This is a genomic window from Parahoeflea halophila (assembly GCF_900220985.1).
GTDB classification, from domain to species: Bacteria; Pseudomonadota; Alphaproteobacteria; order Rhizobiales; family Rhizobiaceae; genus Hoeflea; species Hoeflea halophila.
The window spans coordinates 359,530-384,323 of the sequence record NZ_OCPC01000005.1 but is presented as its reverse complement, the minus strand read 5'-3'; the positions used below and the strand labels follow the sequence as shown (position 1 = coordinate 384,323).

22 protein-coding genes and 1 riboswitch are annotated in these 24,794 nt (G+C 61.2%); of the genes, 9 read left to right on the top strand and 13 right to left on the bottom strand.

The features are described from left to right. Positions 1-57: 57 nt before the first annotated feature. The gene (gene aceA / locus CRO46_RS17180) at positions 58-1,347 is read right to left on the bottom strand and encodes an isocitrate lyase (RefSeq protein ID WP_097109017.1); all 1,290 of its coding nucleotides are present in this window, start codon (positions 1,345-1,347) and stop codon (positions 58-60) included. A 247-nt stretch (positions 1,348-1,594) separates the two neighbouring features. On the opposite strand from aceA, the gene CRO46_RS17175 reads away from it, so the two are divergent. The 6 genes from CRO46_RS17175 (at position 1,595) to CRO46_RS17150 (ending at position 7,674) form a co-directional block, all read left to right on the top strand. Continuing rightward, positions 1,595-3,034, top strand: coding sequence for a helix-turn-helix domain-containing protein (locus CRO46_RS17175; protein WP_097109016.1), 1,440 nt, complete (start codon positions 1,595-1,597; stop codon positions 3,032-3,034). 216 nt (positions 3,035-3,250) lie between these two features. Beyond that, positions 3,251-4,348, top strand: a complete 1,098-nt coding sequence (locus CRO46_RS17170) for a polyamine ABC transporter substrate-binding protein (protein ID WP_179759100.1) — start codon at positions 3,251-3,253, stop codon at positions 4,346-4,348. A gap of 60 nt (positions 4,349-4,408) precedes the next feature. Next, positions 4,409-5,548: an ABC transporter ATP-binding protein gene (locus CRO46_RS17165; protein WP_097109015.1), complete on the top strand. Its 1,140-nt coding sequence runs from the start codon at positions 4,409-4,411 to the stop codon at positions 5,546-5,548. Positions 5,549-5,553: 5 nt separating this feature from the next. After that, entirely contained in the window at positions 5,554-5,937 is a 384-nt protein-coding gene (locus CRO46_RS17160) for a hypothetical protein (RefSeq protein WP_143439063.1), read from the top strand. Positions 5,938-5,947: 10 nt separating this feature from the next. Continuing rightward, the gene (locus CRO46_RS17155) at positions 5,948-6,856 is read left to right on the top strand and encodes an ABC transporter permease subunit (RefSeq protein ID WP_097109013.1); all 909 of its coding nucleotides are present in this window, start codon (positions 5,948-5,950) and stop codon (positions 6,854-6,856) included. Continuing rightward, a complete protein-coding gene (locus CRO46_RS17150) occupies positions 6,853-7,674 on the top strand; it encodes an ABC transporter permease (protein WP_097109012.1) in 822 nt (273 codons plus the stop codon). The genes CRO46_RS17155 and CRO46_RS17150 overlap by 4 nt, the downstream gene beginning before the upstream one ends. A 33-nt stretch (positions 7,675-7,707) precedes the next feature. Here the strand turns inward: CRO46_RS17150 and CRO46_RS17145 are convergent, their stop codons facing one another. Both CRO46_RS17145 and CRO46_RS17140 read right to left on the bottom strand, forming a co-directional pair. Beyond that, on the bottom strand, positions 7,708-7,950 hold the full coding sequence (locus tag CRO46_RS17145; RefSeq protein WP_097109056.1) for a DUF6460 domain-containing protein: 243 nt from the start codon (positions 7,948-7,950) through the stop codon (positions 7,708-7,710). Between the two features lie 120 nt (positions 7,951-8,070). After that, on the bottom strand, positions 8,071-9,945 hold the full coding sequence (locus CRO46_RS17140) for an AsmA family protein (protein ID WP_097109011.1): 1,875 nt from the start codon (positions 9,943-9,945) through the stop codon (positions 8,071-8,073). 181 nt (positions 9,946-10,126) lie between these two features. Here CRO46_RS17140 and CRO46_RS17135 point away from each other — a divergent pair, with 181 nt between their 5' ends. Beyond that, positions 10,127-12,079, top strand: a complete 1,953-nt coding sequence (locus CRO46_RS17135) for an acetoacetate--CoA ligase (protein WP_097109010.1) — start codon at positions 10,127-10,129, stop codon at positions 12,077-12,079. A gap of 27 nt (positions 12,080-12,106) precedes the next feature. Here CRO46_RS17135 and CRO46_RS17130 read toward each other — a convergent pair whose 3' ends face one another. Genes CRO46_RS17130 through thiM form a run of 7 tightly spaced genes read right to left on the bottom strand, consistent with a single transcriptional unit; the run spans position 12,107 to position 17,415 of the window. Next, positions 12,107-12,850, bottom strand: a complete 744-nt coding sequence (locus tag CRO46_RS17130; RefSeq protein ID WP_097109009.1) for an ABC transporter permease — start codon at positions 12,848-12,850, stop codon at positions 12,107-12,109. After that, complete coding sequence (locus tag CRO46_RS17125) at positions 12,847-13,572, bottom strand: ABC transporter ATP-binding protein (protein ID WP_097109008.1); 726 nt, start codon at positions 13,570-13,572, stop codon at positions 12,847-12,849. Before CRO46_RS17125 ends, CRO46_RS17130 begins: the two co-directional genes overlap by 4 nt. After that, positions 13,569-14,255: a thiaminase II gene (tenA, locus tag CRO46_RS17120; protein ID WP_097109007.1), complete on the bottom strand. Its 687-nt coding sequence runs from the start codon at positions 14,253-14,255 to the stop codon at positions 13,569-13,571. The genes CRO46_RS17125 and tenA overlap by 4 nt, the downstream gene beginning before the upstream one ends. Continuing rightward, on the bottom strand, positions 14,252-15,190 hold the full coding sequence (locus CRO46_RS17115) for an ABC transporter substrate-binding protein (protein ID WP_097109006.1): 939 nt from the start codon (positions 15,188-15,190) through the stop codon (positions 14,252-14,254). The genes tenA and CRO46_RS17115 overlap by 4 nt, the downstream gene beginning before the upstream one ends. Positions 15,191-15,200: 10 nt before the next feature. Next, entirely contained in the window at positions 15,201-16,001 is an 801-nt protein-coding gene (thiD, locus tag CRO46_RS17110) for a bifunctional hydroxymethylpyrimidine kinase/phosphomethylpyrimidine kinase (protein WP_097109005.1), read from the bottom strand. After that, on the bottom strand, positions 15,998-16,633 hold the full coding sequence (gene thiE, locus CRO46_RS17105; protein WP_097109004.1) for a thiamine phosphate synthase: 636 nt from the start codon (positions 16,631-16,633) through the stop codon (positions 15,998-16,000). The genes thiD and thiE overlap by 4 nt, the downstream gene beginning before the upstream one ends. Then, the gene (gene thiM, locus CRO46_RS17100) at positions 16,630-17,415 is read right to left on the bottom strand and encodes a hydroxyethylthiazole kinase (RefSeq protein WP_244577942.1); all 786 of its coding nucleotides are present in this window, start codon (positions 17,413-17,415) and stop codon (positions 16,630-16,632) included. The genes thiE and thiM overlap by 4 nt, the downstream gene beginning before the upstream one ends. Before the next feature lie 38 nt (positions 17,416-17,453). Beyond that, positions 17,454-17,543, bottom strand: a riboswitch (TPP riboswitch). A gap of 291 nt (positions 17,544-17,834) precedes the next feature. Between thiM and CRO46_RS17095 the strand changes: the two genes are divergently transcribed. Next, positions 17,835-19,568, top strand: a complete 1,734-nt coding sequence (locus tag CRO46_RS17095; RefSeq protein WP_143439062.1) for a hypothetical protein — start codon at positions 17,835-17,837, stop codon at positions 19,566-19,568. A gap of 20 nt (positions 19,569-19,588) precedes the next feature. Here the strand turns inward: CRO46_RS17095 and CRO46_RS17090 are convergent, their stop codons facing one another. Further along, positions 19,589-20,800 carry an OmpA family protein gene (locus CRO46_RS17090; RefSeq protein ID WP_097109002.1) on the bottom strand — a complete coding sequence of 404 codons (1,212 nt, stop codon included), beginning with the start codon at positions 20,798-20,800 and terminating at the stop codon, positions 19,589-19,591. A 342-nt stretch (positions 20,801-21,142) separates the two neighbouring features. Between CRO46_RS17090 and CRO46_RS17085 the strand changes: the two genes are divergently transcribed. Beyond that, positions 21,143-22,531, top strand: coding sequence for a TadE/TadG family type IV pilus assembly protein (locus CRO46_RS17085; RefSeq protein WP_097109001.1), 1,389 nt, complete (start codon positions 21,143-21,145; stop codon positions 22,529-22,531). Positions 22,532-23,446: 915 nt separating this feature from the next. On the opposite strand, the gene CRO46_RS17080 is transcribed toward CRO46_RS17085, so the two are convergent. Both CRO46_RS17080 and CRO46_RS17075 read right to left on the bottom strand, forming a co-directional pair. Beyond that, a complete protein-coding gene (locus CRO46_RS17080) occupies positions 23,447-23,911 on the bottom strand; it encodes an MAPEG family protein (RefSeq protein WP_097109000.1) in 465 nt (154 codons plus the stop codon). A gap of 147 nt (positions 23,912-24,058) precedes the next feature. Beyond that, positions 24,059-24,760, bottom strand: coding sequence for a thioredoxin domain-containing protein (locus CRO46_RS17075; protein ID WP_097108999.1), 702 nt, complete (start codon positions 24,758-24,760; stop codon positions 24,059-24,061). Positions 24,761-24,794 lie beyond the last annotated feature (34 nt).

Sequence of the window (24,794 nt, the reverse complement as noted above, 5' to 3'; positions counted from 1 at the left end):
TGTGATCGTTTTGTCCTGGGGGCCTCACCCGCCTGATGCGGGTGAGGGATGATCTCGTTATTCCGCGGCCGGCTTGAACTGCGCGGTCTCGGTGGATTCGCCCATTGCGGTGGTCGATGACTTGCCGCCGGTGATCGCCATCGATACGGCGTCGAAGTAACCGGTGCCGACCTCGCGCTGGTGCTTGGTCGCGGTGTAGCCATTGGCTTCGGAGGCGAATTCGGCTTCCTGCAGCTCGGAATAGGCAGCCATCTGGCGGTCCTTGTAGCCGCGGGCGAGTTCGAACATGCCGTGGTTGAGCTGGTGAAAACCGGCCAGCGTGATGAACTGGAACTTGTAGCCCATGGCGCCGAGTTCGCGCTGGAACTTGGCAATGGTCGCATCGTCGAGATGCTTCTTCCAGTTGAACGACGGGGAGCAGTTGTAGGCAAGCAGCTTGCCCGGATAGTGCTTGTGCACGCCCTCGGCGAACTTGCGCGCCTGCTCGAGATCCGGCTTAGAGGTTTCGCACCAGATCAGGTCGCAATGCGGCGCGTAGGCAACCGCGCGTGCAATGCACGACTCCAGCCCGTTCTTGATGTTGTAGAAGCCTTCGACGGTGCGGCCGGCATCGTAATCGACAAATTCGCGATCGCGCTCGTCGATGTCGGAGGTCAAAAGCTTGGCGGCTTCCGCATCGGTGCGGGCGATCACCAGCGTCGGCGTGCCCATGACGTCGGCAGCAAGCCGGGCTGCGTTGAGGTTGCGGATATGCGCCGCGGTCGGGATCAGAACCTTGCCGCCGAGATGGCCGCACTTCTTTTCAGAGGCCAGCTGGTCTTCATAGTGAACGCCAGCAACGCCGGCTTCGATGAAGGCCTTCATGATTTCGAACGCGTTCAGTGGGCCGCCGAAGCCGGCTTCCGCGTCGGCGACGATCGGCGCGAACCAGGTGTCGACCGACAAGCCGTTGCCTTCAGCGGTCTCGATCTGGTCGGCGCGCTGCAGCGTGCGGTTGATGCGCTTGGCAAGCTCCGGTGCCGCATTGGCAGGATAGAGCGACTGGTCGGGATACATCTGCGACGCGGTGTTCGAATCGGCCGCAACCTGCCAGCCCGAGAGGTAGATCGCCTTGAGGCCGGCGCGGACCTGCTGCATCGCCTGGTTGCCGGTCATGGCGCCCAGCGAATTGACGAAGTCTTCCTCGTGGATCAGCTTCCACAACCGGTTGGCGCCCATTTCGGCGAGCGTATGCTTGATGCTGACGGAGCCCCGAAGCTTCTGAACGTCAGCCGGGCTGTAGGGCCGCTCGACGCCGTCATAGCGGCCTTCGGGAGCTGTCGGAACCAGGTTGTAAAAATCAGTCATGTCATGTCTCCAGTATGCAATTGTCAGGGTCCGGCGGCAAAGCTTGGCAGCTGTTTGATCGCCTTCGATGTGACTGAATTTACATTGCGGCGCACACCAAGCGAGAAAATTCAGCATTTTCAGCGGATAATTGAGGTCAATCTGTATTGTCTTTGACTGGTCCTGCCTGTAAATTTGTAAAAAATGTAAAAGCCGCGTTCTGTCAAAACGTGCTCCAGCTCTGTAAAAACCTGTAAAGAACGACGAGATGGCTGAACAGAAAATCTTCGCCGGCCCCCGCATCCGGCGCATTCGCAATGCCAAGGGCCTGACCCAGACGGCGATGGCCGAGGGGCTCGGCATTTCGCCCTCCTATCTCAACCTGATCGAGCGCAATCAGCGGCCGCTCACCGTGCAGCTGATTCTCAAGCTGTCGGCGGTTTACAAGATCGATGTCGAGGAACTGCAGGGCGAGGGCGGCGCCACCACGCTGGCGAGCCTCAAGGAGGTCTTCGCCGATCCGCTGCTCGCCGGTGAACTGCCGGGCGATCAGGAAGTGGTCGAGATCGCCGAGGCCGCACCCAATGCCAGCGCCGCCATCCTGAAGCTGCACCGCGCCTATCGCGAGCAGGCCGAGCGGCTTTCGGATCTCTCAGCGATGCTCGCCCGAGAAGGCCACAGCCCGGCGTTGTCGGGCGCGAAGCTGCCGATGGACGAAGTCCGCGAGGTGCTCGAATCGCGCCCCAACCATCACCCGGCACTGGAAGAGGAAGCGGAGGCCTTCCACCATCTGCTCAAGCCCGGCGATGACCTGATGGGGGCGCTCAAGGCCTGGCTGAAAGCCGAGCATGGTGTCGTCGTGCGCCCGCTGCCCGTGGCCACCATGCCCAACTGGCGCCGCCGCTATGACCGCCATTCGCAGCGGCTTTTCCTCTCCGAGCGGCTCTCACCGTTCGACCAGCTGCGCGAGGTCGCCATGGAGGCAGCAACGATCCGCATGAATGTCGCCATTGCCGCGGGCGTCAACGGGCTCAAGCTGTCGAGCGACGAGGCCCGCCGCATCGCCCGTTTCGAGCTCGCCCGTTACGCCGCCCACGCGCTGATGATGCCCTACCAGGCTTTCCATGCCGCGGCCCAGCGGGCGCGCTATGACATTGATGTGCTCAAATCACGTTTCAGCGTGTCCTTCGAACAGGCCGCCAACCGGCTGACCACGCTGTGCCGCCCGAGCCTCGAGGGCGTGCCGTTCTTCATGCTCGAGGTCGATGTCGCCGGTCACCGGTTCCGCCGCGCCGGCGCGCAGGGCTTCCCGCAGCAGCGTTTCGGTGGCAACTGCCCGAAACTGTCGATTCATGCGGCTTTCTCGCAGCCCTCCCAGGTGCTGGTCGAGGCGGTGGAGATGCCCGGCGGCGCCGAGTTTCTCACCATATCACGCACGCTGGAAGGACCGCAGGGCGCTTTCTCCGAGCGCCCCCGCCGCACCGCCATCCTGCTCGGGTGCGACATCGGTTTTCGCGATGAAACCATCTATGGCGGTGCATTGCCGACAAGCGGCGGGAAGACGCCGCAGCCGGTGGCAATTCCGGTCGGCCCGGCCTGCCGCCTGTGTGAGCGCGCCGGCTGTCTCGCCCGCGCCGAACCGCCGATCACGCGGCCTCTGGGGCTGGACGAAATGGTGACCGGGCTCTCGGCCTTCGATTTCCAGTAATGCACCTATCTGGACAGGCTATAGCCCGCTTTTTCGGCGACATTGCTATTGCACAGGTTCACGCCGATCCCCTCTTGTGGGTTGCGCATTTCCTTCATAGGGTTGGAGGCCCGCACACTCGGCCCGGCCGGTGCGGGACGCATTCACGTCCAGCTTCGAAAACGGCACCAGATCGTCAAAGCCGGGATGAAGAAAGACAACAAGAGAGGAACAGGAATGACCCTGAAAACCCGCCTAATCTCCGCAGCCGTCATGCTTGCAGCATCGACCGTGCTCGCCACCGCCCAGGAGCGCGTTGTCAACGTCTACAACTGGTCCGACTATATAGATGAATCCATTCTCGAGGACTTCACGAAGGAAACCGGCATCAAGGTCGTCTACGACGTTTTCGACTCCAACGAAGTGCTCGAAACCAAGCTGCTGGCGGGTTCCACCGGTTACGACATCGTCGTGCCGACCGGGACCTTTCTTGCCAACCAGATCAAGGCCGGCGTGTTCCAGAAACTCGACAAATCCAAGCTGCCGAACATCACCAACATGGACCCGGCAATTTCCGAGCGGCTGGAAAAGTATGATCCCGGCAACGAGTACGCCATCAACTACATGTGGGGCACCACCGGCCTCGGCATCAATGTCGACAAGGTCAAGGAACGCCTTGGTGCGGATGCCGATCTGAACACCTGGGACCTACTGTTTGACGAGGCCACTGTCTCAAAGCTCGCCGATTGCGGCATCTTCGTGCTCGACGCACCCACCGAACTGGTGCCGGCTTCGCTGAACTATCAGGGCATGGATCCGGACCTCAAGGATCAGGCTTCGATCGACAAGGCCAAGGACCTGCTTCTCAAGGTCCGGCCGCATGTGCGCAAGTACCATTCTTCCGAGTATATCAATGCGCTTGCCAACGGCGACATCTGCCTGGCGGTCGGCTGGTCGGGTGACGTGCTGCAGGCGCGCGATCGCGCAGCGGAGGCCGATGCCGGGGTCAATGTCGACTATATCATCCCCAAGGAAGGTGCGCTGATGTGGTTCGACAACATGGCGATCCCTTCGGATGCCCAGAATGTCGAGGAAGCCCATGAATTCCTCAACTACATCATGAAGCCGGAAGTCATGGCCAAGGCGTCCAACTATGTCTACTACGCCAACGGCAATGAAGCTTCCAAGGAGTTCCTCGACGAGGAAGTGATTGGTGATCCGGCGATCTATCCGAGCGAAGAAACCGTGTCGCGCCTCTACACGGTTTCGCCCGACAACGCGCGTGAAAAGCGGATCCTCAACCGCGCCTGGACAGAGGTCAAGTCCGGACAGTAACCGAACCGGACCGGCGCATCAGCGCCGGGCCTTTTTCACTCAGCAGCTTGGGGGGCGTCCATGCCGTCATTGGGAAGCATCCGCCGGTCGTTCACGCCCTGGGACGATCCGGGCGCCAAGCCCTATATTTCCTTTCAGAACGTCACCAAGCGGTTCGGCAGTTTCGTCGCGGTCGAAAACCTGTCGCTGGATGTCTATGAGCGCGAATTCTTCTCGCTGCTCGGACCCTCGGGTTGCGGCAAGACCACCTTGCTCAGGATGCTTGCCGGTTTCGAGGAACCCACCGAGGGCGAACTGTTTCTTGACGGCCAGCCGCTGAAGGGCGTGCCGCCGCACAAGCGCCCGGTCAATATGATGTTTCAGTCCTACGCGCTGTTTCCGCATATGAGCGTGGCCGACAACATAGCCTTCGGCCTCAAGCAGGACGGCATGGAAAAGGCTGCCCGCGATGAGCGGGTCCAGCAGATGCTCAAACTGGTCAAGCTCGAGGAGTTTGCCCGCCGCAAGCCGCACCAGCTGTCAGGAGGCCAGCGGCAGCGCGTGGCGCTGGCACGCTCGGTGGCCAAGCGACCGAAGCTGCTCATTCTCGACGAACCGCTCGGCGCGCTCGACAAGAAGCTGCGCGAGGAAACCCAGTTCGAATTGATGGATCTGCAGCAGGAGCTGGGCCTCACATTCATGATCGTCACCCACGATCAGGAGGAGGCCATGACCATGTCCGACCGCATCGCGGTCATGGACAAGGGCATCATCGTCCAGACCGGGACGCCGGTGGAAATCTACGAGGCGCCCAATTCACGCTATGTCGCCGATTTCATCGGTTCGGTGAACACGCTCGAAGGCAAGGTCGAAAGCAGTAACGGCGATCGCGTCGTGCTTGATGGCCCGGACGGAAAGATCACCGGCGCCTTGCGCGAGGCGGCAATCAACAAGGGCGCCACGGCCTGGTTTGCGATCAGGCCCGAAAAGATCGGGATCAGCCGGACAAGGCCGGAGGGCGCCGTCAACGCGTTCGAAGGCGAGGTCTGGGACATCGCCTATCTGGGCGACATGACCGTGCTCAACGTCAAGCTCGGCTCCGGGGCAGTCGTGCAGGCGGCGATGCTCAACCGCTTCCGTCTGGTCGAGGAACCGATCGGCTATGATGAGCGCGTCTGGCTCACCTTCGGTGCCGAATCCGGCATTGTTCTGGACCGGTGATGCCGATGGCTGCTGGAGACAACGACATCAACCGCGAAGCGGATATCGACCGGGCATTCCGGGTCAACCGCATCTCGGCTGCGGCAATGGCATTTGCCGTAGCCGCCGTCCTGCTGCTCCAGCGTCCGGAGCTCGGCCTGATCTTCATCGCCTATGTCGGCGTCTCGGTCTGGGCAATGAGTTTCGCGCGAAGCCGTGGAATCCTGGTCAGGCCCTTGCCGGCGAAACGGCAAAATCTCGCAGCCTATGTGGCGCTCTCGACCGCCGGTTTCTTCGCCACGCTGTACGGTTCGCCACAGGTGATCGAACTTTACGGCACCGCAATCTACCTGATGCTCGCCGGCTTGCTGGCCTATCTGCTGCTCCGCGGCATCGTGAAATCGCTGTGAGGGCTGCCGGATGAACATTGTCTCCGCCATCAAGGCCCGCCTGGTCATCATCGTTCCCTATATCTGGCTGCTGTTCTTCTTCCTGCTGCCGTTCCTGTTGGTGCTCAAGATCGCGCTGTCCGATCTCGAATACGGGCAACCACCCTATGCCCCGCAATTCAGCTTTTCCGACGGCTGGGGGGAATTCTGGAGCAAGCTGACCAGCCTTGATCTGGAAAACTTCATCTTCCTGATCGGCGATTCGCTCTACATCAATTCCTATCTGTCCAGCCTGCAGATAGCCTTTGTTTCCACGGTGCTGACGCTGCTGATTGGCTTTCCGCTGGCCTATGGTATGGCGCGGGCGCCCGACGGTTTGCGCCCCATATTGCTGATGCTGGTGATCCTGCCGTTCTGGACCTCCTTCCTGATCCGCGTTTACGCCTGGATCGGCATCCTGAAGCAGGAGGGGTTGCTCAACCAGTTGCTTTTGTGGCTTGGGCTGATCCACACGCCGCTGGAAATCCTGTCCACCAACAAGGCCGTCTATATCGGCATCATCTATTCCTACCTGCCTTTCATGGTGCTGCCGATCTACTCGACGCTTGAGAAGATGGACGAATCCCTGGTCGAGGCGGCGCGCGATCTTGGCTGTACCCGCATCGGCGCCTTCTGGAAGGTGACCGCGCGGCTGGCGGTTCCGGGCATCCTTGCCGGCTGCCTGCTGGTGTTCATCCCGGCGGTCGGGGAATTCGTCATCCCCGATCTGCTTGGCGGGTCCGGCACGCTGATGATCGGCAAGACCCTGTGGATCGAGTTCTTCAACAACAGCGACTGGACGGTGGCCTCCGCACTCGCCATCATTCTGCTCATCGTGCTCGTGGTGCCGATCGTCTGGTTCCAGAATGCCCAGGCGCGGGCGACGGAGCAGAGCCGATGAGGAAGCGCTGGACCTGGTTCAACATCACCTCGGTGATCTTCGGCTTTGCCTTCCTGTATCTGCCGATCGTGCTTCTGGTGATCTATTCCTTCAACGAATCCCGGCTGGTCACGGTCTGGGCCGGGTTCTCGACCAAATGGTATGGCGAATTGTTCCGGAACCAGGGGCTGCTCGATGCCGCCTGGGTGACGGTGCGCGTGGCCTTTCTTTCCGCGTCGATCGCCACGGTTCTCGGCACGCTCGCCGCCGTGGCGCTGGTCCGCTACACACGCTTCAACGGCCGCACCCTGTTTACCGGCATGGTCTATGCGCCACTGGTCATGCCCGAAGTGATCACCGGACTGTCGCTGCTGTTGCTGTTCGTGTCGATCAATTTCGCCCGCGGCTTCTGGACCGTGACACTGGCCCATATCACCTTCTCGCTGTGCTTCGTCGCCGTGGTGGTGCAATCGCGTCTTGTCAGTTTCGACCGCTCGCTCGAGGAGGCGGCGCAGGATCTCGGCTGTCCGCCGTTCCGGGCTTTCACCCTGATTACCCTGCCGGTGATCCTGCCGGCGGTGATCTCCGGCTGGATGCTGGCCTTCACCCTGTCGCTCGATGATCTGGTGATCGCCAGCTTCACCTCGGGGCCCGGCGCCACCACGCTGCCGATGAAGATCTACTCGCAGGTGCGGCTGGGCGTGACGCCTGAGATCAATGCCGTCTGCACGCTGCTTATTGGCGTGGTGACCATTGGCGTGATCATCGCTTCGCTGCTCACCAAGAGCCGCGAGGTCCGCCGCCGGCGCGACGAACAGGCAGCGCTAGGCAATCATTGATCGGTCAGCGCGGCTGCGGCTTGTTTCCGCAGTTCAGTTCCGGGGTGGCCGCAGCAGGTAGGTGACGAACCAGATCGGCACGATCACCATCGAGCCGAGCACGATGTTGGGTATCGCCCATTCAGCCCCCTCCTGCATCAGCCCGAATACAAATTCTGGCGTCAGCCCGATCTCGGCCAGCAATTCCGCAGCAGACAGGTTGAGTGCCGACAAGGCGGCACCGGTGACCAGCGATGCAAGTCCGATTTTGACGAGAGCCGATAGCAACCGCAGCATGATCGGGCCATTCTCCATTTCAATCCGGCAAGAGCCGCGGGGGACGTCGAGGCGTTGCCTGCACTCAAGTTTCGCCAATTACGCGCGATTGCGCAAGCGCTGCCGGGGTTGCCTGTGCCGTTACGGGGTGACCGGAGAAATCACCGGTTGCGGCCAGGAACCGCCGATGAAAAACCGCAATGGTTCCTGCACCGCGCCGGTCGCGCTCGCCGTGCCGTCAGCAGCGGGTGCGGGGCCAAGCACACCGGCCATCGCCAGGCTCGAGCGTGAATAGGGGATGACGCCCGACAGGGCGATGATGGTTTCGGGCCCGATCAGCTCGGCCGTGGTCAGGTTGGCTTCGCCCTCGGCGATCGTCGCCTGGAGCCGTGCGGAGTTGAACGAGAACCCGGCGCCTTCGCCCAACTGGTCGAGATCGAAGAACCGCTCGGCCTTCGAGAGTTCGCGGAACCTGGCAATGTTGAGACCTGGAACGATGCCGGTCTCGACTGCCAGGTCGATCTTGCCGGTGAGGTCCGACAGCGTGGTCGCCCAGGTCGGATTGGGAGAAGTGACTTCGATGTCGAGAGACCCTGTGCCGCGCGGCAATGGCCCGGTCAGGCCGATGGCATCGAACAGCCCGCCGAAATTCATCTTGCGCGCCGACATCTGTACCTTGATGCCGCCATCGACGCCTTTTTCGGACAGGGCAATACGGCCGATCAGGCTGCCGTCATAGGCAGTGGCGTCGCCGACATCGAAAACGGCCCGGCCTTGCTCGACCCGGGCCGCGGCCGCGAGATTGGACAGCACCACCGGACCGAAACTTGCCGATTGTGCCGACAGCCTCAGATCGAGTCCGAGCTCGCGCAGAAACCTAGTGTCGATTGTCGAGGCAATGTCGCCCCCGGCCTTGGGCAGCGGCGTAAAGGCTTGCAGGAATGAGGCGATATCCAGTGAACTGAACGCCAGTGTGCCGGTGATCAGGGGAGGTTCTTCGCTGCGCAGGGCGACGTCGAGAACACCGATGCCGCGGTTCTTGTCGACCATGATGATCAGGTCGTCGAGCTTGGCCCTTTTTTGTTCGGCAGTAATCTTTGCCGACAGTTCAAGCGCGCCCAGTGCTTCGCCGGGCTTGATGTCGGCGCCTGACCATTCCAGCGCACGCCGCACCGAGACACTTGCAAGCTTCAGCGCGCCCGACAGGAACAGGTCCGGCCCCAGGCTCGCAGATCCGCTGAAATCGATATTGAGCGGCACCGAGCTGATCTTGACTTGCACAGGAGCGGTCCGGCGGCCAAGCAGCAGCAGGGGGGCTGAGGTCGACCCCGCAAATGTCACCTGCTCGCCGCGGAAGATCGCCGTCATGTCCGCTCGCGCAACCGCTGTAGGCGCTGTCCAAGCGAGCGTGCCGTTGATGGCGGTCAGCTTTTCGGCTTCCGCACCCGGGTCGCGGATCCATTTGACCGTGCCGTTTTCGATTGTGACCGCGCCAAGGGCCGCCGAGGCCGGAATGACGGCCGACTCCGGCGGCTTTTCGCCGGCCTGCGCGGCAAGATCCCGCTCGATCGCGGCAGCAATTCCTTGCGCCAGATCGCCGGAAGGGGAGCTCCAGTTCGACGTCGCATCGGGATAGAGCTCGACATTGAAGGTGGGACGGATCAGCCGGAATTCGGAGAAGCTCGGCGCACCGAGCACTGCCGAAAACAGATTGAAATTGGCGACAATGCTGTCCGCACGCATGATCGGATCGCCGCCGGCAAAGGTTGATGGCCGGATCACGACATTGTCAAGCTGGATCGTCGGCGTCGGCCAGTAGTCGATCGAGGGCGCATCACCCAGTGAAACCGGATGTCCGGCCCAGGCGCTGATGTCGCGTTCCAGGCGGTCGCGCACGACGCCGCTGGAGACCGCCAGCGGCAGGCTTGCGAACACGGCCAGCACGGTGACCAGCACGAAGAGCGCGCCCGAGATCGCCGCACGTCGCAAGGACCACTGTGCGATGATGAAACCCAATCCGTTACTCCCCAACCACTGCTCCGAATGGTGCCGCTTGCCTTGGTTAAAGCTTGGTGAAGCCGAATGCAATTGGCGAGCCGCAGTTGCGGCCGCAATGTCATGCTGCGCCGCAATATACTGTTTGCATAGAATGCATCCAATGCTACTACCGCATCCTATTGGAAGGCAGGAGCAGGATATGACCGACACATTACTTTGGAGCCCCGATGAGCAGGCATTGAAGACCAGCCCGTGGATGAAGTTTGCCGAATTTGCCGGAGAGAGGGCAGATCGGTCGCTCACGGATCCGGCGGCGCTGCAGGAGTGGTCGGTGACGGATCGCGAGGGCTTCTGGTCGGCGGTCTGGGATTTTTGCGGTGTCCGCGGCAGGAAGGGCGAACGCATCATCGAGAACGGCGACGCCATGCCCGGCGCAAAGTTCTTCCCCGATGCCGAGCTGAATTTCGCCGAAAACCTGCTCTCGCGCACCGGTGCCGAGCCGGCTCTCCTGTTCCGGGCCGAAGACAAGGGCCAGCGTTCGATGAGCTGGCTCGAACTGCATGCGCTGGTCTCGCAGCTGCAGCAGGCCTTCCGCGCCAAAGGCGTTGAAAAGGGTGACCGCATTGCCGCGATGATGCCCAACATGCCCGAAACCATCGCCTGCATGCTGGCCTGCGCCTCGATTGGCGCGATCTGGTCCTCCTGCTCGCCGGATTTCGGCGTCAAGGGCGTGCTCGACCGCTTCGGCCAGATCGAACCGAAACTGTTCATCTCCTGCGACGGCTACTGGTACAATGGCAAGCGCCAGGAAGTGTCGGACAAGCTGGTCGAGATCGCGGCAGCGCTCAAGCCAAAGGCCAGCATCATCGTGCCGATGCTCGATGACGCCAAGGCGGTCGCCAGCGCCGTGCCGGGCGGAGTAACCCTCGCAGACTTCACCGCCGATTATCCGGCCAGGACGGTCGAATTCGAGCCGCTGCCATTTTCGCATCCGCTCTACATCCTGTTTTCCTCCGGCACCACCGGCATTCCCAAATGCATCGTCCATTCCGCTGGCGGCACGCTGCTGCAGCATCTCAAGGAACACCGGCTGCATTGCGGCCTCGAGCCCGGCGAGCGGCTGTTCTACTTCACCACCTGCGGCTGGATGATGTGGAACTGGCTGGTCTCCGGCCTGGCTGTCGGTGCCACGCTCTGCCTTTACGACGGCTCGCCGTTCTATCCCGACGGCAACGTGATCTTCGACTATGCGGCGGATGAGAAATTCGCGGTGCTCGGCACCTCGGCGAAGTTCATCGACGCCGTCCGCAAGGCAGGCCTCGAACCCGCGAAGACCCACGATCTCGCCTCGTTGCGTTTGCTGACCTCGACCGGTTCACCGCTGTCGCCTGAAGGCTTCACCTTCGTCTATGAAGGCATCAAGCCGGATGTCCATCTGGCCTCGATCTCCGGCGGCACCGACATCGTTTCCTGCTTCGTGCTCGGCATTCCGGCGCTGCCGGTCCATCGCGGTGAGATCCAGGGCCCCGGACTCGGCCTCGCCGTCGATGTCTGGGACGACAACGGCAATTCCGTCACCGGCGAAAAGGGCGAGCTCGTCTGCACCAAGCCGTTTCCGGCCATGCCGATCGGCTTCTGGAACGACCCCGGCGACGAGAAGTACCACGCCGCCTATTTCTCACGCTTCGACAACATCTGGACCCACGGCGACTTTGCCGAACGCACCGCGCATAACGGCATCATCATCCACGGCCGTTCGGACGCCACGCTCAATCCCGGCGGCGTGCGCATCGGCACTGCCGAGATCTACAATCAGGTCGAACAGATGGACGAGGTGGTCGAGGCGATCTGCATCGGCCAGGACTGGGACGACGATGTCCGGGTGATCCTGTTCGTCCGGCTGGCCGAAGGCGTCACGCTCGACGCCGATCTGGAAAAGCGGATCCGGACCAAGATCCGCACCGGCGCCTCGCCGCGGCACGTGCCGGCCCGGATCATCGCGGTCAGCGATATCCCGCGCACCAAATCCGGCAAGATCGTCGAACTCGCCGTGCGCGACATCGTCCACGGCCGGCCGGTCAAGAACCAGGAGGCGCTGGCCAACCCCGAGGCGCTTGCGCTGTTCAAGGATCTGCCTGAACTGAAAAGCTGACCCGAGCGGGCAGGGCTGCTCGAGAAGTCAAGCGAACCGGGAGAACTCGGTGAGTCGCTGCGCAAGCAGCGAAACTGCCTTGTGCAGCACAACGGTCAGAACCGCCAGCGCGATCAGGCTGGCGAACATCAGGTCGACCTTGGCCCTGCCATTGGCGAGCAGCATCAGGTAGCCGAGCCCCTTCGAGGAGCCGACCCACTCGCCGATGACCGCTCCGATGGGCGCGTAGACGGCTGCGAGCTTGAGACCGGAGGCAAGCGATGGCAGCGCGTGCGGGATCCGGATCCGCCGCATGATCTGCGACGGGCTGGCGCCCATTGTCTCGGCCAGGTCCAGAAGCGCCGGCGGGACCCGTGTGAGCCCGTCATGAAACGCCGAGGTGACCGGGAAATAGATGATCAGCACCGCCATCGCGATCTTCGACGCCATGCCGTAGCCGAGCCACACGGTCAGGATCGGCGCCAGCGCGAAGACCGGCACCGCCTGGGTGAAGACCAGCATCGGCAATGTCAGCCGGGCCAGCCGCGGCGAGGCGGCGAGCTGGATTGCCGTCAGCGCGCCCAGCAGCGAGCCGATCAGCAGCCCGAGGGCGACTTCGGTCGCAGTTATCAGCGTGTGCTCCGCAATAAGCGCGCGGTTCTCGAACCCCACCTTCGCCACCCGCCACGGATCGGGCAGGATGAAATGCGGCGCGCCGGTGATCCACACAACGGCCTGCCACAGCCCGAGACCCAGCAGTCCGGCACCGAGCGGATACCAGCCGCGGGTCATGCCGCCCCCCGCAAATGCGACAGCAAGGACGCCTGGGTGTGGAGCAGTTCGGGGTCATCCACGCCTCGAATGGGGGCGCTCTCGGGCACGGGCCAGTGTGCGATGCCGGTTGCCGACAGCACATTGACGTGATGGCCGAGACGGCAGGCCTCGGCGGGATCATGGGTCACCAGGAGCACGGTCCTGCCGGCCAGCACCCGGGCAGCCAGATCCTGCATGTCGGCGCGGGTGCCGGCATCCAGCGCCGAAAACGGCTCGTCCAGGAGCACGATCGGGCAATCCTCCATCAGCGTCCGGGCCAGCGCTGCGCGTTGCCGCATGCCGCCCGACAGCGCACCGGGTTTCTTGGCATGATCGTCGGTCAGCCCGACCTGCGCGATCATCGCATCGGCCTTGTCGAAATCCGGTCTTTCGCCGCGCAAACGCACGCCGAGCACCACGTTTTCGCGCAGGCTGAGCCAGGGCAGCAGCAGGTCCGATTGCGCCATGTAACTGGCGCGTCCGCCAATCGGCTTGCCATCCCCGGCTGCAATCGTTCCCTCGAATTGCCCCGCGGTTTCAAGCCCGAGGATCAGCCGCAGGATCGTCGACTTGCCCACCCCGGACCGGCCCAGCAGGCAGGACCACTCACCGGCGGGCATGGTCAACGCCACGCCGTCAAACAGCATCTCGTCGGCAATCCGGTAGCTGCCCCGAAGCGCGATCGAGGTGGGAGCGCTCACCTGCCGTCAAGCCCCATGTCCCAGAACCCCACTTCCAGTTCGGTTGCCGTGGTGAAGCGGCCCTGCAACCGCTGCCAGCGTGGGCTCGTCCGGAACTCCGGCCCCAGCCTTCGGAACACCGCCGCATCGAACATCTCGCCCACCGACGCCATCACATCCTGATACTCGTCTCCGGCATAGGTTACTATCCAGTCGGCATAAGGCGTGTCCGCCACAGCCACACCGGCGAGCCGGAGGCCGATTTCGCCATAGCCGAAGCAGCAGGGCGCAAGCACTGCGATCAGGTCGATGAAATCGCCCTGCAGCCCTGCATCCATGACGTAGCGGGTATAGGCAAGATTGGCGACCTCCTCTTTGGTGGCAAACAGCGCGGCTTCATCGATGCCCAAGCCAGCACAGGTTCTCACATGCAGCGCCATCTCGTGATTGATCAGCGCATTCACGGTCGCAGCGCAGACCTGCATTTCCTCACGCGTCTCCGCCTTGATCACGCCCAGCGACCAGGCCCGGGAGAAATGCACCAGGAAGACATAGTCCTGGATCAGGTAATGCATGAACGAGGCCCGCGGCAGCGAACCGTCCCCCAGCCCCTCGACAAAGGCATGACGTGTATAGGCCTGCCATTGCTCCGGGCACCCGTCACGCAGCGCGGCAAAGACCTGGCCGTAACCGGGGGTGCTCATGGCGCGGTCACGTCGATGGTGATGGCGGACACCTCGTTGATGCCGGGGATCAGGCCCGCCTCGTGCAGGAAGGTCTCGAAGGTCGCGTAGCGGCCGGCATCCATCGCCGTCGGCCGCAGCGCAAAGCGCGGCAGCGTATCGAACCAGGCGCGCTTGTTGAGCTCGTCATTGAGTTCCTCCGAGCTGGCTGCGAACATCTCCCAGCTCTCCTGAGGGTGGTTGACGATATACTGGGTGGCCTTCTCGGTCGCGGCCAGGAAACGGGCGACCATCTCGCGGTCCATGCGCGCCGGATTGGCGACATAAATCAGCTCGTCATAGGTCGGCAGGCCTTCTTCCTCGACATAGAAGCAGCGGCCGTCAGCGCCCACGATATCCATCTGGTTGAGTTCGAAATTGCGGAACGCGCCGATCACGGCGTCGACCTGCCCGGACATCAGCGACGGTGACAGCGACCAGTTGACATTGATGAGCTCGATATCCTCAAGCGCCAGCCCATGGGTCTTCAGGATTGCGCCAAGCACGGCTTCCTCGACCCCGCCGACGGAGAAGCCGACCTTGCGGCCCGCCAGGTCGGCGGGCGACTTCACCGGGCCGTCTTCCAGGACCAGCAGGCAGTTGAGCGGTGTCGCCACAAGGGTGCCGACGCGCTTGAGCGGCAGGCCCTCGTGGATCTGCAGATGCAGTTGCGGCTGGTAGGAGATCGCCAGATCGGCCTGCCCGGCAGCCACCATCTTCGGCGGATCGGACGGGTTGGCGGGCGCGATGATCTCGACCGCGAGCCCGGCTTCTTCGAAATAGCCCTTTTCTTCGGCGATGATGATCGGGCCGTGGTCGGGATTGACGAACCAGTCCAGCATCAGCGTCATCTGGTCTCCGGCCAGAACCGGGGAGGCGAGCAGCGACAGGGCCGCCGTGACAGTTGCCAGTTTCATGGGCTGATTCCTACTTGTAGAGATATGCAAAGTGATGGGTGGGGCCGTGGCCTGTGCCGACGCTGAGTTCGTCCGCTTGAGTGATGGCGCCCGCGACATAGGCTTTGGCAGCGGTGACTGCGTCGGGCAGGGAGAGGCCCCGGGCGATCTGCGCGGCCAGCGCCGCCGACAGCGTGCAGCCGGTGCCGTGAGTGTTCTTCGTCGCAGTGCGCGGTGCTTCGAACCAGTGATCTTCGCCGCCCGTGACCAGAATGTCAGGGCTGTCGGTGCTCTCGAGATGGCCGCCTTTCAGAAGCACGGTCCTGGGGCCCAGCGCCCGCAAGGCCCTTGCCTGGGCGGCCATGTCATCGCGGTTTTCGGCCATCGGCAAACCGAGCAGATGCGCTGCCTCCGGCAGGTTCGGCGTCAGCAGCGTGGCGAGCGGCAGCAATTGGTCGCGCACGGTGGCGACGGCATCATCAGCCAGCAATGGCGCGCCGCCCTTGGCGATCATCACCGGGTCCAGCACGACCGGCACCGCCCTGTGCTTTCGCAAGGCGCCGGCCACCGCCTCGGCGATCTCGGCCGTGGCAATCATGCCGACCTTGATCGCGTCGACCCGGATATCGGCAAACACGGCTTCGATCTGCTCGCCGACAAACGCCGGCGGGACCAGATGCACGGCGCTGACACCTTGCGTGTTCTGAGCTGTGAGCGCGGTGATGGCCGCCATCGCATAGGCGCCGTTGGCCGAGATCGCCTTGATGTCAGCCTGGATCCCGGCGCCGCCGGAAGGGTCCGAGCCGGCAATGGAGAGCACGTTGCGGATCATCGAGACACCTCATGTCTGTCGGTGAAGAAGGAGGCAGCCGCAGCCCGCGGGTCTGGCTGGCCGCAGATCGCCGAGACGACGCAGAGCCCATCGGCCCCCGCAGCCAACACATCCGCGCCATGGCGTGCGTTCAGCCCGCCGATCGCCACCGTCGGCAGGTCGGTTGCAGCGACAAGCGCGGCCAGGCCGGCAAGCCCGGTTGGCTGCTCGTGATCGGCCTTGGTGCCGGTGGCAAACACCGGGCCCAGGCCGAGATAGTCCACATCCAGGTTTCTGGTTGCGGCGACGCGTTCTGTCGTTTCGCAGGACAGGCCCAGGATACGGTCCGGACCGAGCAGCGCCCGCGCCCGTTCAGGCGCGCCGTCGCTCTGGCCGATATGCGCGCCGTCGGCACTTGCGGCGACGGCGGCATCCACATCGTCATTGACGATCAGCGGAACGCCGGTGCCGTCAAGCACCTGCATCAGCGCCCGCGCCAGCGAAACCCGTTCCTGCGTGCTGGCCTGCTTGTCTCTGAGTTGTACCATGGTCACACCGCCTGCAACGGCGCGGCGCACGGTCTCGACCACGCCGAGATCGGCACACAGAACCGGATCCGTGACCAGGTAAAGCCTCAGCGCCTCGCGCCTCAAAGCCACTGCACGCCTGCATCATCGGCAAGATCTTCGGGCTTGATCTGCGACAGCGCATCGAGGAACGCGACCTGGAAACTGCCCGGTCCGCCGGCCGTCCTGGCCGCCCTGTTGCCGGCCTCGGCAAACAGCGCAAGCGCTGCTACGGCGGCTTCAAACGCCGGGGCAACTGCGGCCAAGCCCCCCATCAGCGCGGTCAGCGAACAGCCCATCGCGGTGATCATCGGCATGATTTCAGTTCCGCCGGAGATGCGCGCCGAACGGGTCCCGTCGGTGACGAAATCGACTTCGCCGGTAACCGCCACGACACAGCCCTGCGCCTTGGCCAAGGCGATTGCCGCGGCTTCGGCATCGGCCACGCTGTCGCCGCTGTCGACGCCCTTGCCGGCGGTGGCCGCACCGCGTAGCGCCATGATTTCCGACGCATTGCCGCGGATGATCGCCGGTCCCCGCCCAATCAGGTCCTGCACCACCTCGCCGCGATAGGGCGTGGCGAAATGCGCCACCGGGTCCAGAACCCAGGGCTTGCCCGCGGCCCTGGCGGCATCCGCGGCCTTTTGCATCGCCGACACCCAGGCAGGCGACAGGGTGCCAATGTTGATGGTCAAGGCACCTGCGATCGGCACGAAATCGGCGACCTCGTCCTCCGCATGCACCATCGCAGGCGAGGCGCCTGCGGCGAGCACCACATTGGCGGCAATGTTCATCGCCACGTAGTTGGTGATGCAATGCACCAGCGGTTTCTGGGTCTGAAGGGTTGCGAGGATCTGGTCTGTTGTCACGGTCTCTTCTCCGTCCAGCGAGAAAAGGATGACCGCGAAACCCGCGACATTTACCCTCCCTCCGCCAGCATTATCTGGTTCAGGTTCAAAGGGTACTTCTCAGCCGTAAGGCGCCCCCGGTAGCGCCACTGATAGGCGAGCGCAGCGGGCCCGTCAACCGGTGCTCTGGTGGCAGCAAACGATAACAAACAGCATCTGACTTTGCGGTAGGACAGGAGAGTTCGGTTCACAATTTGTGCCTTCGGTGCTAGCGTAGAAGCGGTCCTTGGCGCGATAGGTGGCCCGGCGAGGGAATAACGAACTCCGCCCGGCAATGACGACCGGTGCTCTGGAAGCGCAGGTCGCAAAAATGAGGTTGCGGGCCAGGAGACAGGCGCGACCGAACTCGATTGGCGAACCCGTATCGGGAGGAGTAGTCGATGAGGAAATCCCGGTTTTTGATGGCAATCATTGCGGTTGCAATGGTGAGCTTCTTGCTCATGCCCGGGCAGCGGGCATCGGCGCAGTCAGATCTGGAAAACGCAATCAGCTATGAGGCATGCCTGGCCTTCAACAGGGCAAAGATCGACGGCATCGAGTTGAGGCTGAGAGAGGCGATCAGCAGGTCGGACGCGGCGTGGCGCGAGTTGGAGAAGCAGACAAGGCTTTTCCAGACCCAGGCGGAGCGCCATGGCAAACAGCTCGAGGAGATGGCGAAAGAGCGCGACAGGCTGCTAAGCGACATCGCAGACAAGAAGAAACTTCACGATGCCTTTGTCGACCACGCCAGGCAGCTGACGGCAATTGCCGGTCTTGAAAGCGCCCTGACGTACAAGCAAACGGCGGGCGGACGCAGCATCGTCGACCCGCAAAGGCTGCAATATCCGGATACCGATGATCGCGCGATCAACAAAACCTACAGCGATCTCAGATCTGCCGCCGGCGACCTCGAGAGGGCACACTTGGCCTATGACAAGGCGAAGCCCCGCTTGTCGGTAAGCGGAATGCAGCACGGTCTGGAAGAGCTGGAGGCGCGGCTGGACACTGCGCGCCAGGATTTTTCCAACGCGATCGAAGCCGAGAATCGGAGTCGCCAGGAGGACATTGATTTTGTTCCCATGAAGTGCACTCCGCCGGATAACGGCAGCACGGAAGCCGTCGAAGCCGGTCCTGACCCCTATGGCGGATTTGATCCCGAACGCGACGGGATGGCAAGCTGTCCGGTCAGCGATGAAGAACCGGTCGTGACAAGGCCGCCCGGTTTCGAAAACATGACGCCCGAGCAGATATTGAACGCGCTCTCAGGCATCGAGGCGCAGATCCGCAAGCAGCTTTTGCCCCTCAAACCGCCTGCAGGGGACGAAAAACCGACAGAAACGGCGAAACCCGAGAAGCCCGCGGTGCGTACGAGCGCCGGAGCCTGTGGCTGGAGCCGGGAGACGATCTGCGGTCGGTTCGGCAATCAGGCCGGGATCTGTTCACCCTTCGTCGAGGCCGCTCGAAACGCGTGCGCTGCCGGCAGGCAGGGCGGATCGACGGCTCAGTGCGAAACCGCCTGCGCTGCACGGGCCGAACTCGCCGAGGCGGCATTCGGATTGAGGGATTTTGCGATCTCGTTCGTTGAAAAGGTTGGAAAACCGGAACCCGACTTGCGGGAATTCCAGTTCGAGTTGGAAGTCGCCAGAGCCAGACGCGTTGCCTACGAACTCGATCTGTCATTTCGCGTGATCCAGATCTACACCAATGCCGATACAGGCGCTATTGTCCAGCATGACGGCCCCTATTTCGAGCCCCGGCCGCCGCTGGTCCATACCGGTGAGATCGGCGCTGACCCCTTGCCTGGCCAGGTGGCGGAACTGAAGCGGCTGAAGCAGCGCGAGGAAGCGGCTGCCGAAGCGCTGGCGGCGGAGCAGGCCAAGGCCAACACCGACCCGCACCGGGAATGGCGTGCGCAGGCAATATCGGTCTGGCAAAACTCGACCGGCGGTGGTTTCGACGCCTGTCGTTCCAGTGGTGATATCGTCGCTGCGCTTGGGCAGTGCAAGGCCCTCTGTCAGGCGCAGGGGATGAGCGGAGGCCCTGCCCAGGCCACCGATGTCTGCCGTCAGGCGTCCGGTACACTCGGAATGCTCATGCAGCCAGGCGTGGAACGATGGCTCTCTCCTTGCAGTTGACCGACATTGGTCAACCGCCGCTATTGAGCCCTGACGATCTCGACCCGCCGGTTCAAGGCCCTGCCTTGGGAACTGCTGTTGTCGCTCGCCGGGACGGACTCCCCAAAACCCTTCGAGGTCAGGCGAGATTGCTCAATGCCATTGCTTGCAAGCCATGCAAGCACGGATGCGGCTCTCCGGTCAGACAGATCGAGATTGTATTTATCGGTTCCATCGGAATCCGTATGACCCTGAATTTCCACCGCCCAACCCGGATTTGAATCGAGCGCTTGCTTGAGAAGCTTCAGCGTCGGGGCGGCAGAAGAACGCAGCTTGGCTGAATCGAAATCGAAGTGAATTCCATAAAGCACCGCACGGTTGTTCTCGTTCAATGCATCTTCCACGGAGTTGGTTTTCGGTTGACAATTGGGTTTGGACCCGCCGGTCAGCCGGCTTCCGGACCAGATGCCCTGGACCTCCCCCTGTTCAAAAAACATTCCGCCGAAAACGCTTCCATCGGAGGATATGGCCATGATGGCGGACCCTATCTGTGGCGGTTTTTCTGTCCATTGAAAGCGAAAGAGACGGCCGTCTGTATCACCGGTCAGCGTTCCATTCTGCCAATCGTAGCATCCCACGACATCCGTTCCATCCATAAGCAGCCACATCTTCTCGTAGTTTGAATTGAATGCGCCCGAGAGGTCGGTGTCATGTTCGATTGTGCCCACCTGTTCACCATAGGCTTCGAACTCTGTAATTGCCGTGTATTGGGGGCTGCCCCAATTGGACTTGATCTCGAACTTCAGCCACCTGGACGCAAACAATTCGCCGGTCACGGAAAAGACATTGCGCCCGGCCCCGGAGTCGACTTCGAAGTTCCGGATCACTTTCCATGGCCCGGCGGCGGATACCTCGGACCCCCACAACGTTCCCGATTTCGGTGCTCTCGAGTTTGCTTCATAACTCGTATCGATGACGAAACGTTCGATCATCACGCGTTGCGCCAGCTCGTAGATCAGCGTCTGGGGGCCACCGTCGTTTTCCGCCGTGTACCAGGTAAACCGGTTGTTGCCGGAGATGGCCGCAATCCCGCTGTTGGAACCGGAATCATATTGACTGGTCGCGCTGATCAGCACGGCTCCGTTGGTGATGTTGAGCCAGTCCATTGCCGCGTCTTCCGCGTGGGCTGTGGCGGCGAACGAAAGCAAGATGAAAGCATTTATCGCCAGCAGCCTTGTCTTGAGGGTGATCATGAAGTTCCTCCCTGCCAACAATATGCCTATTGTACTGTTCTCTCCGATAAACGCCAAACCTGCAGCCTTACCAGCACCGCCGCCATACCGGTCCACAGGACCCAGGGTTACAAGCGCAGCCACGCGACAGGATCGATGAACTGAGCTACCGCATTTCGCCTGCAATCATTCCCGGCACTGGATTTGCCGACGATGGCTTTCTTGCCTCAACATTTGGCAAGAAGGCGCCGGCAAGCGGGGGCTTCCGAATTTCACGACATCTTCACACTTTGTTAGCAACGGATAACAAGCCAAAATTAGGAGATTTCGGCGCATGCTGCTCAACCTAATGGAGTGGCAGACATGTTTAAGATGCTGGCAGACAGATCCGGTAACTTTGGCTTGATAGCAGCTACGCTGGCGCCCCTTGTGATAGGCGCGGCTGGCATTGCGGTCGATTACTCCAACGCGCTGGTCGAGCGTACACATCTGCAAAATGCGCTGGACGCTGCGACACTGGCCGTAGCCAAGGTCGATTTGACCACACTGGATCGCAAGAAGCTGTTCGAGGCTGAATTTGCAGGCATCTACGGGTCGAGAAGTTCCGATGTGGGGAAAGTTCAGTTGACCTTTTCTCACGAAGTCGGCGTCAACTATGTCGCCTTGAAAACGAACGCCGTCTTGAGCATGCAGACATCGTTCATGCGTATACTGGGCAGTGAAACGATCAATGTCAGCGCAACAAGCGGTGCCTATGAAGCGGTGTCAAATGTCGAAATCGCGCTGGTGCTCGACATATCGTCCTCGATGAACGACAAGAAGATGTCGGAACTGAAATCGTCCTCGATCGAATTCATCAACACCGTACTCACAGACGAAAACCTGAAGGACCAGCGGGTCACAATCAGCTTGATCCCGTATGGCGGTACCGTACGGCTTCCGAAAGAAATTGCCAAAAACATCAAGATTATAGCAAACCCGTCTCATTGGTCGACGGGCAAGTGGAATGGATGCTTCCAGTACGATCCGGGTCAGTTCAACGCTGATTACATCGGAGGCGAAACGCTTGCCTATGTGCCCGACTTCTACAGGTGGAACAAAACCAATCCCTGGTGCCCGAAGGAAGGAAATGAACTGCAGGGGCCGACCAGTGATCGCCAAAAACTGATAAGCACCATCAACAATTTCCAGCGGTCCGACGGAACGGGTACCGACCACGGAGCGCTGTGGGGCCTGAAGACGCTGTCGCCCGATTGGAAAAACAAGTTCCCGGCCTCGGCCGCCGACCGTCCGCTTCCTGCGGGCGAGAACAATCGAAAATACTTCATTCTCATGACGGATGGCGGCATCACGGCTCAACTGACAATCGAGGATTATATGAAGGGCATCAAGACGCTCGATCTGAATCTTGTCCAGTCTCTCGGTCTGAAAGGGAAAGACGACGATGACGATGACGATGATGGTGACGATGACGACGATGATGATGACGGCAAGGCGCTGAAGTATGGCAACAAGACGCTGCATAACCTGAACACCACCAAGGCCAATCTGAAGCGCACCTGTGATGCTGCGAAGGCAGCTGACATCACTGTCTACACAATCGGTTTCGATGTGCCCGACAACTGGCAAATGGACGATCTGCGGAATTGCGCATCGTCACCGAACAAATATTTCAACGTTGGTGAAAACAAGTTGCAGGAAGCGTTCTCGAAGATCTCGGCCGAGATGCAGACAGTGCGGCTAACCAACTAGACCCCTAAACCGCCGAAGTATCAAACGCTTGCCGCCAGCCCGTCAAAGAAGGCTGGCGGCAAGCGAAGCAATTCGGTGAACTGTCGAGGGCACAATCTCGAACCGACTTCTACCATCACCTCCTGCATTCCAGCCTCGCTGGTCTGACGCCACGAGAATATGCTGGCCGGTCAAGGGAAGACCGGAACCTCTACAGAACCAACGAGTAAACGCGGACTCCGTGGGGAGCAGGTCAAAGGCAGCATAGCTTTATGGCCAGTTCGCGAACGTTGCGTGATTTTCCGCAAACCGGCGAGTTAGTGGGATGGCGGGCGTCCAAGGGGGTCGGAGCGCCCGTGCGAAACTGGAGCGTGCAATTGCGCGAATATATGCATTCCGCCCGCCCGCCCGCCATTCGCCGCGGCGCGGTCTTTTGTGCGAGCAGTGGCGGCGACCAATCCCAGAAATCCCTCCCTGCCAACAACAAGATGGGGATTGTACTGTTCAATCGAGTAAACGCCAGGGCGTTTTAACGTACGCTGCGTGGCTAACGGGCTGAACTGTCTGCGGCAGGTCGCGACTGCGAGCTTTCATGTCGTTCGCCACTGGTAGCGCGCAAGCCAACCCGGGAGATCTGGTTCGAACCTGACTGCAAAGAATGCGGACGACGCGTTTCGAAAGCCAGATAGAGCTGACATCCTGCTCATCCGGATCCCGCTGACAGCCATCGCACTTCTGACCTGTGAACGCGGCGAAGCCGTCGGCTGGTGAGGAAGCCGGCAGCAACCTGCGGTAGGGCAGGAGCGGCTGGCGGACACGAATGAGCCATTCGCGTAGTTCAAAACGACACTCACAATGCTTCGAACCGGTCGATTTTTTGCATCTCCGATTATGGTTGCAGGGAGGCAGGGTTTTCCTCGAAACCGGTAACTCCCGCTACCTGACTGCGACCCAGAGCACATGGATCGACATGTAGATTACGCTCAGGGATGCAATCGTGTAGAAAGTCGCCCGGACTTCGTGCGGCTTCTTGGTCGCGTAGGCCCAAAAATGAGCCAGCCGAGCGGCAACAAAGCCGAACATCATCGTCTGCGCCAGCCACAGCTCAGGATTCACGATAACAAACAGCAAACCCGCAATCAGGAAAGCCGGAATGTTCTCAAGGTCATTGCGGTGCATTCGGCGCGAGCGGTCAACATAATCATTGACCTCAAGCTGGGAAGGGTCAGGGCTTTTGTTGATCAATCCCTTTTGCAAGTCTTCTGGGCTAGCGAGGCCGGAGTTGCTTTTCAGCATGCGATAGACGGTCATCCAACCCTGCAACATTATTTTCAGAGCCATCAGTGTTGCGGCAATTACGTAGACTTCGAAGACCGGGTTTTCCAAGTTGAGCAAGTTCATCGTTGTCTCCCTGTTTGCAGTTACAAGCGGTAAGATGCGCCGACGATTATTCCGAATTTTGCAGCGCGGTTTATATGTCTGGTCGTTGGGTGGTTTGCGCGTCGGACGGCGGCCCGACATGCATAGCCGAGCGGAGCAAGAGTTCGGTCACATTCGGCACCGTTCTTGAATGGTGTCGCACCATCGGCACAGAACGGTGGACGATTTTACATGCTCGGCTATTGGGGTTCGCATTGGCCAGTTCCGCAAAGGTGCAAGCTGTCCGAAAACGCTCAGCTCTACAATCGAGGGGTGCGCGCCACCAATGATTTGCTGTCGTTCAATGACGTCAACAAGTCTGCCGAGTATCGTACGCCCTAGAGCTTCAATTTTCTTCGGACCCAATCCCGTGAACCCGCAATCGTCCAGATAATTTCTGAGTCTGTGTCGAAGCCGGTCCTTTTGGACTGCGGCAATCGCCGCAGGCTGTCGGGCGATAACGGCTTCGAAACCGGGAATACCTAAAGGGTGGATCAGCATTTCGTACTCCATGACTTTATGGAACTGTTCTTCAAATGTCCGTTTCAACCCCGGAGTGAATGCATGTTGGTCGACATCGGCATTACGGCTGGCAGGGATATTGTTCAGATCCGCCAAGAAGGCGATTATTTCGTCGGTTTCGCCGACCGGAACGCCATCCACTTCTATCCAGGGGCTGCTCCCGGTAGGGGCTCCCTCCACAGTGTCGTGAACGACATGGCAGTAAGAGAGACCGTTGAGGTTGAGCCAGGCCAGAAGCTTGACCGCAAAAGGGCAGGCAGAAGGTAGCCTCCATGCGGGTGGATATGTGAACACGGTTAAATCAGACATGGTTACCCCATTGCTTACCAACGGTAAGTGAAGG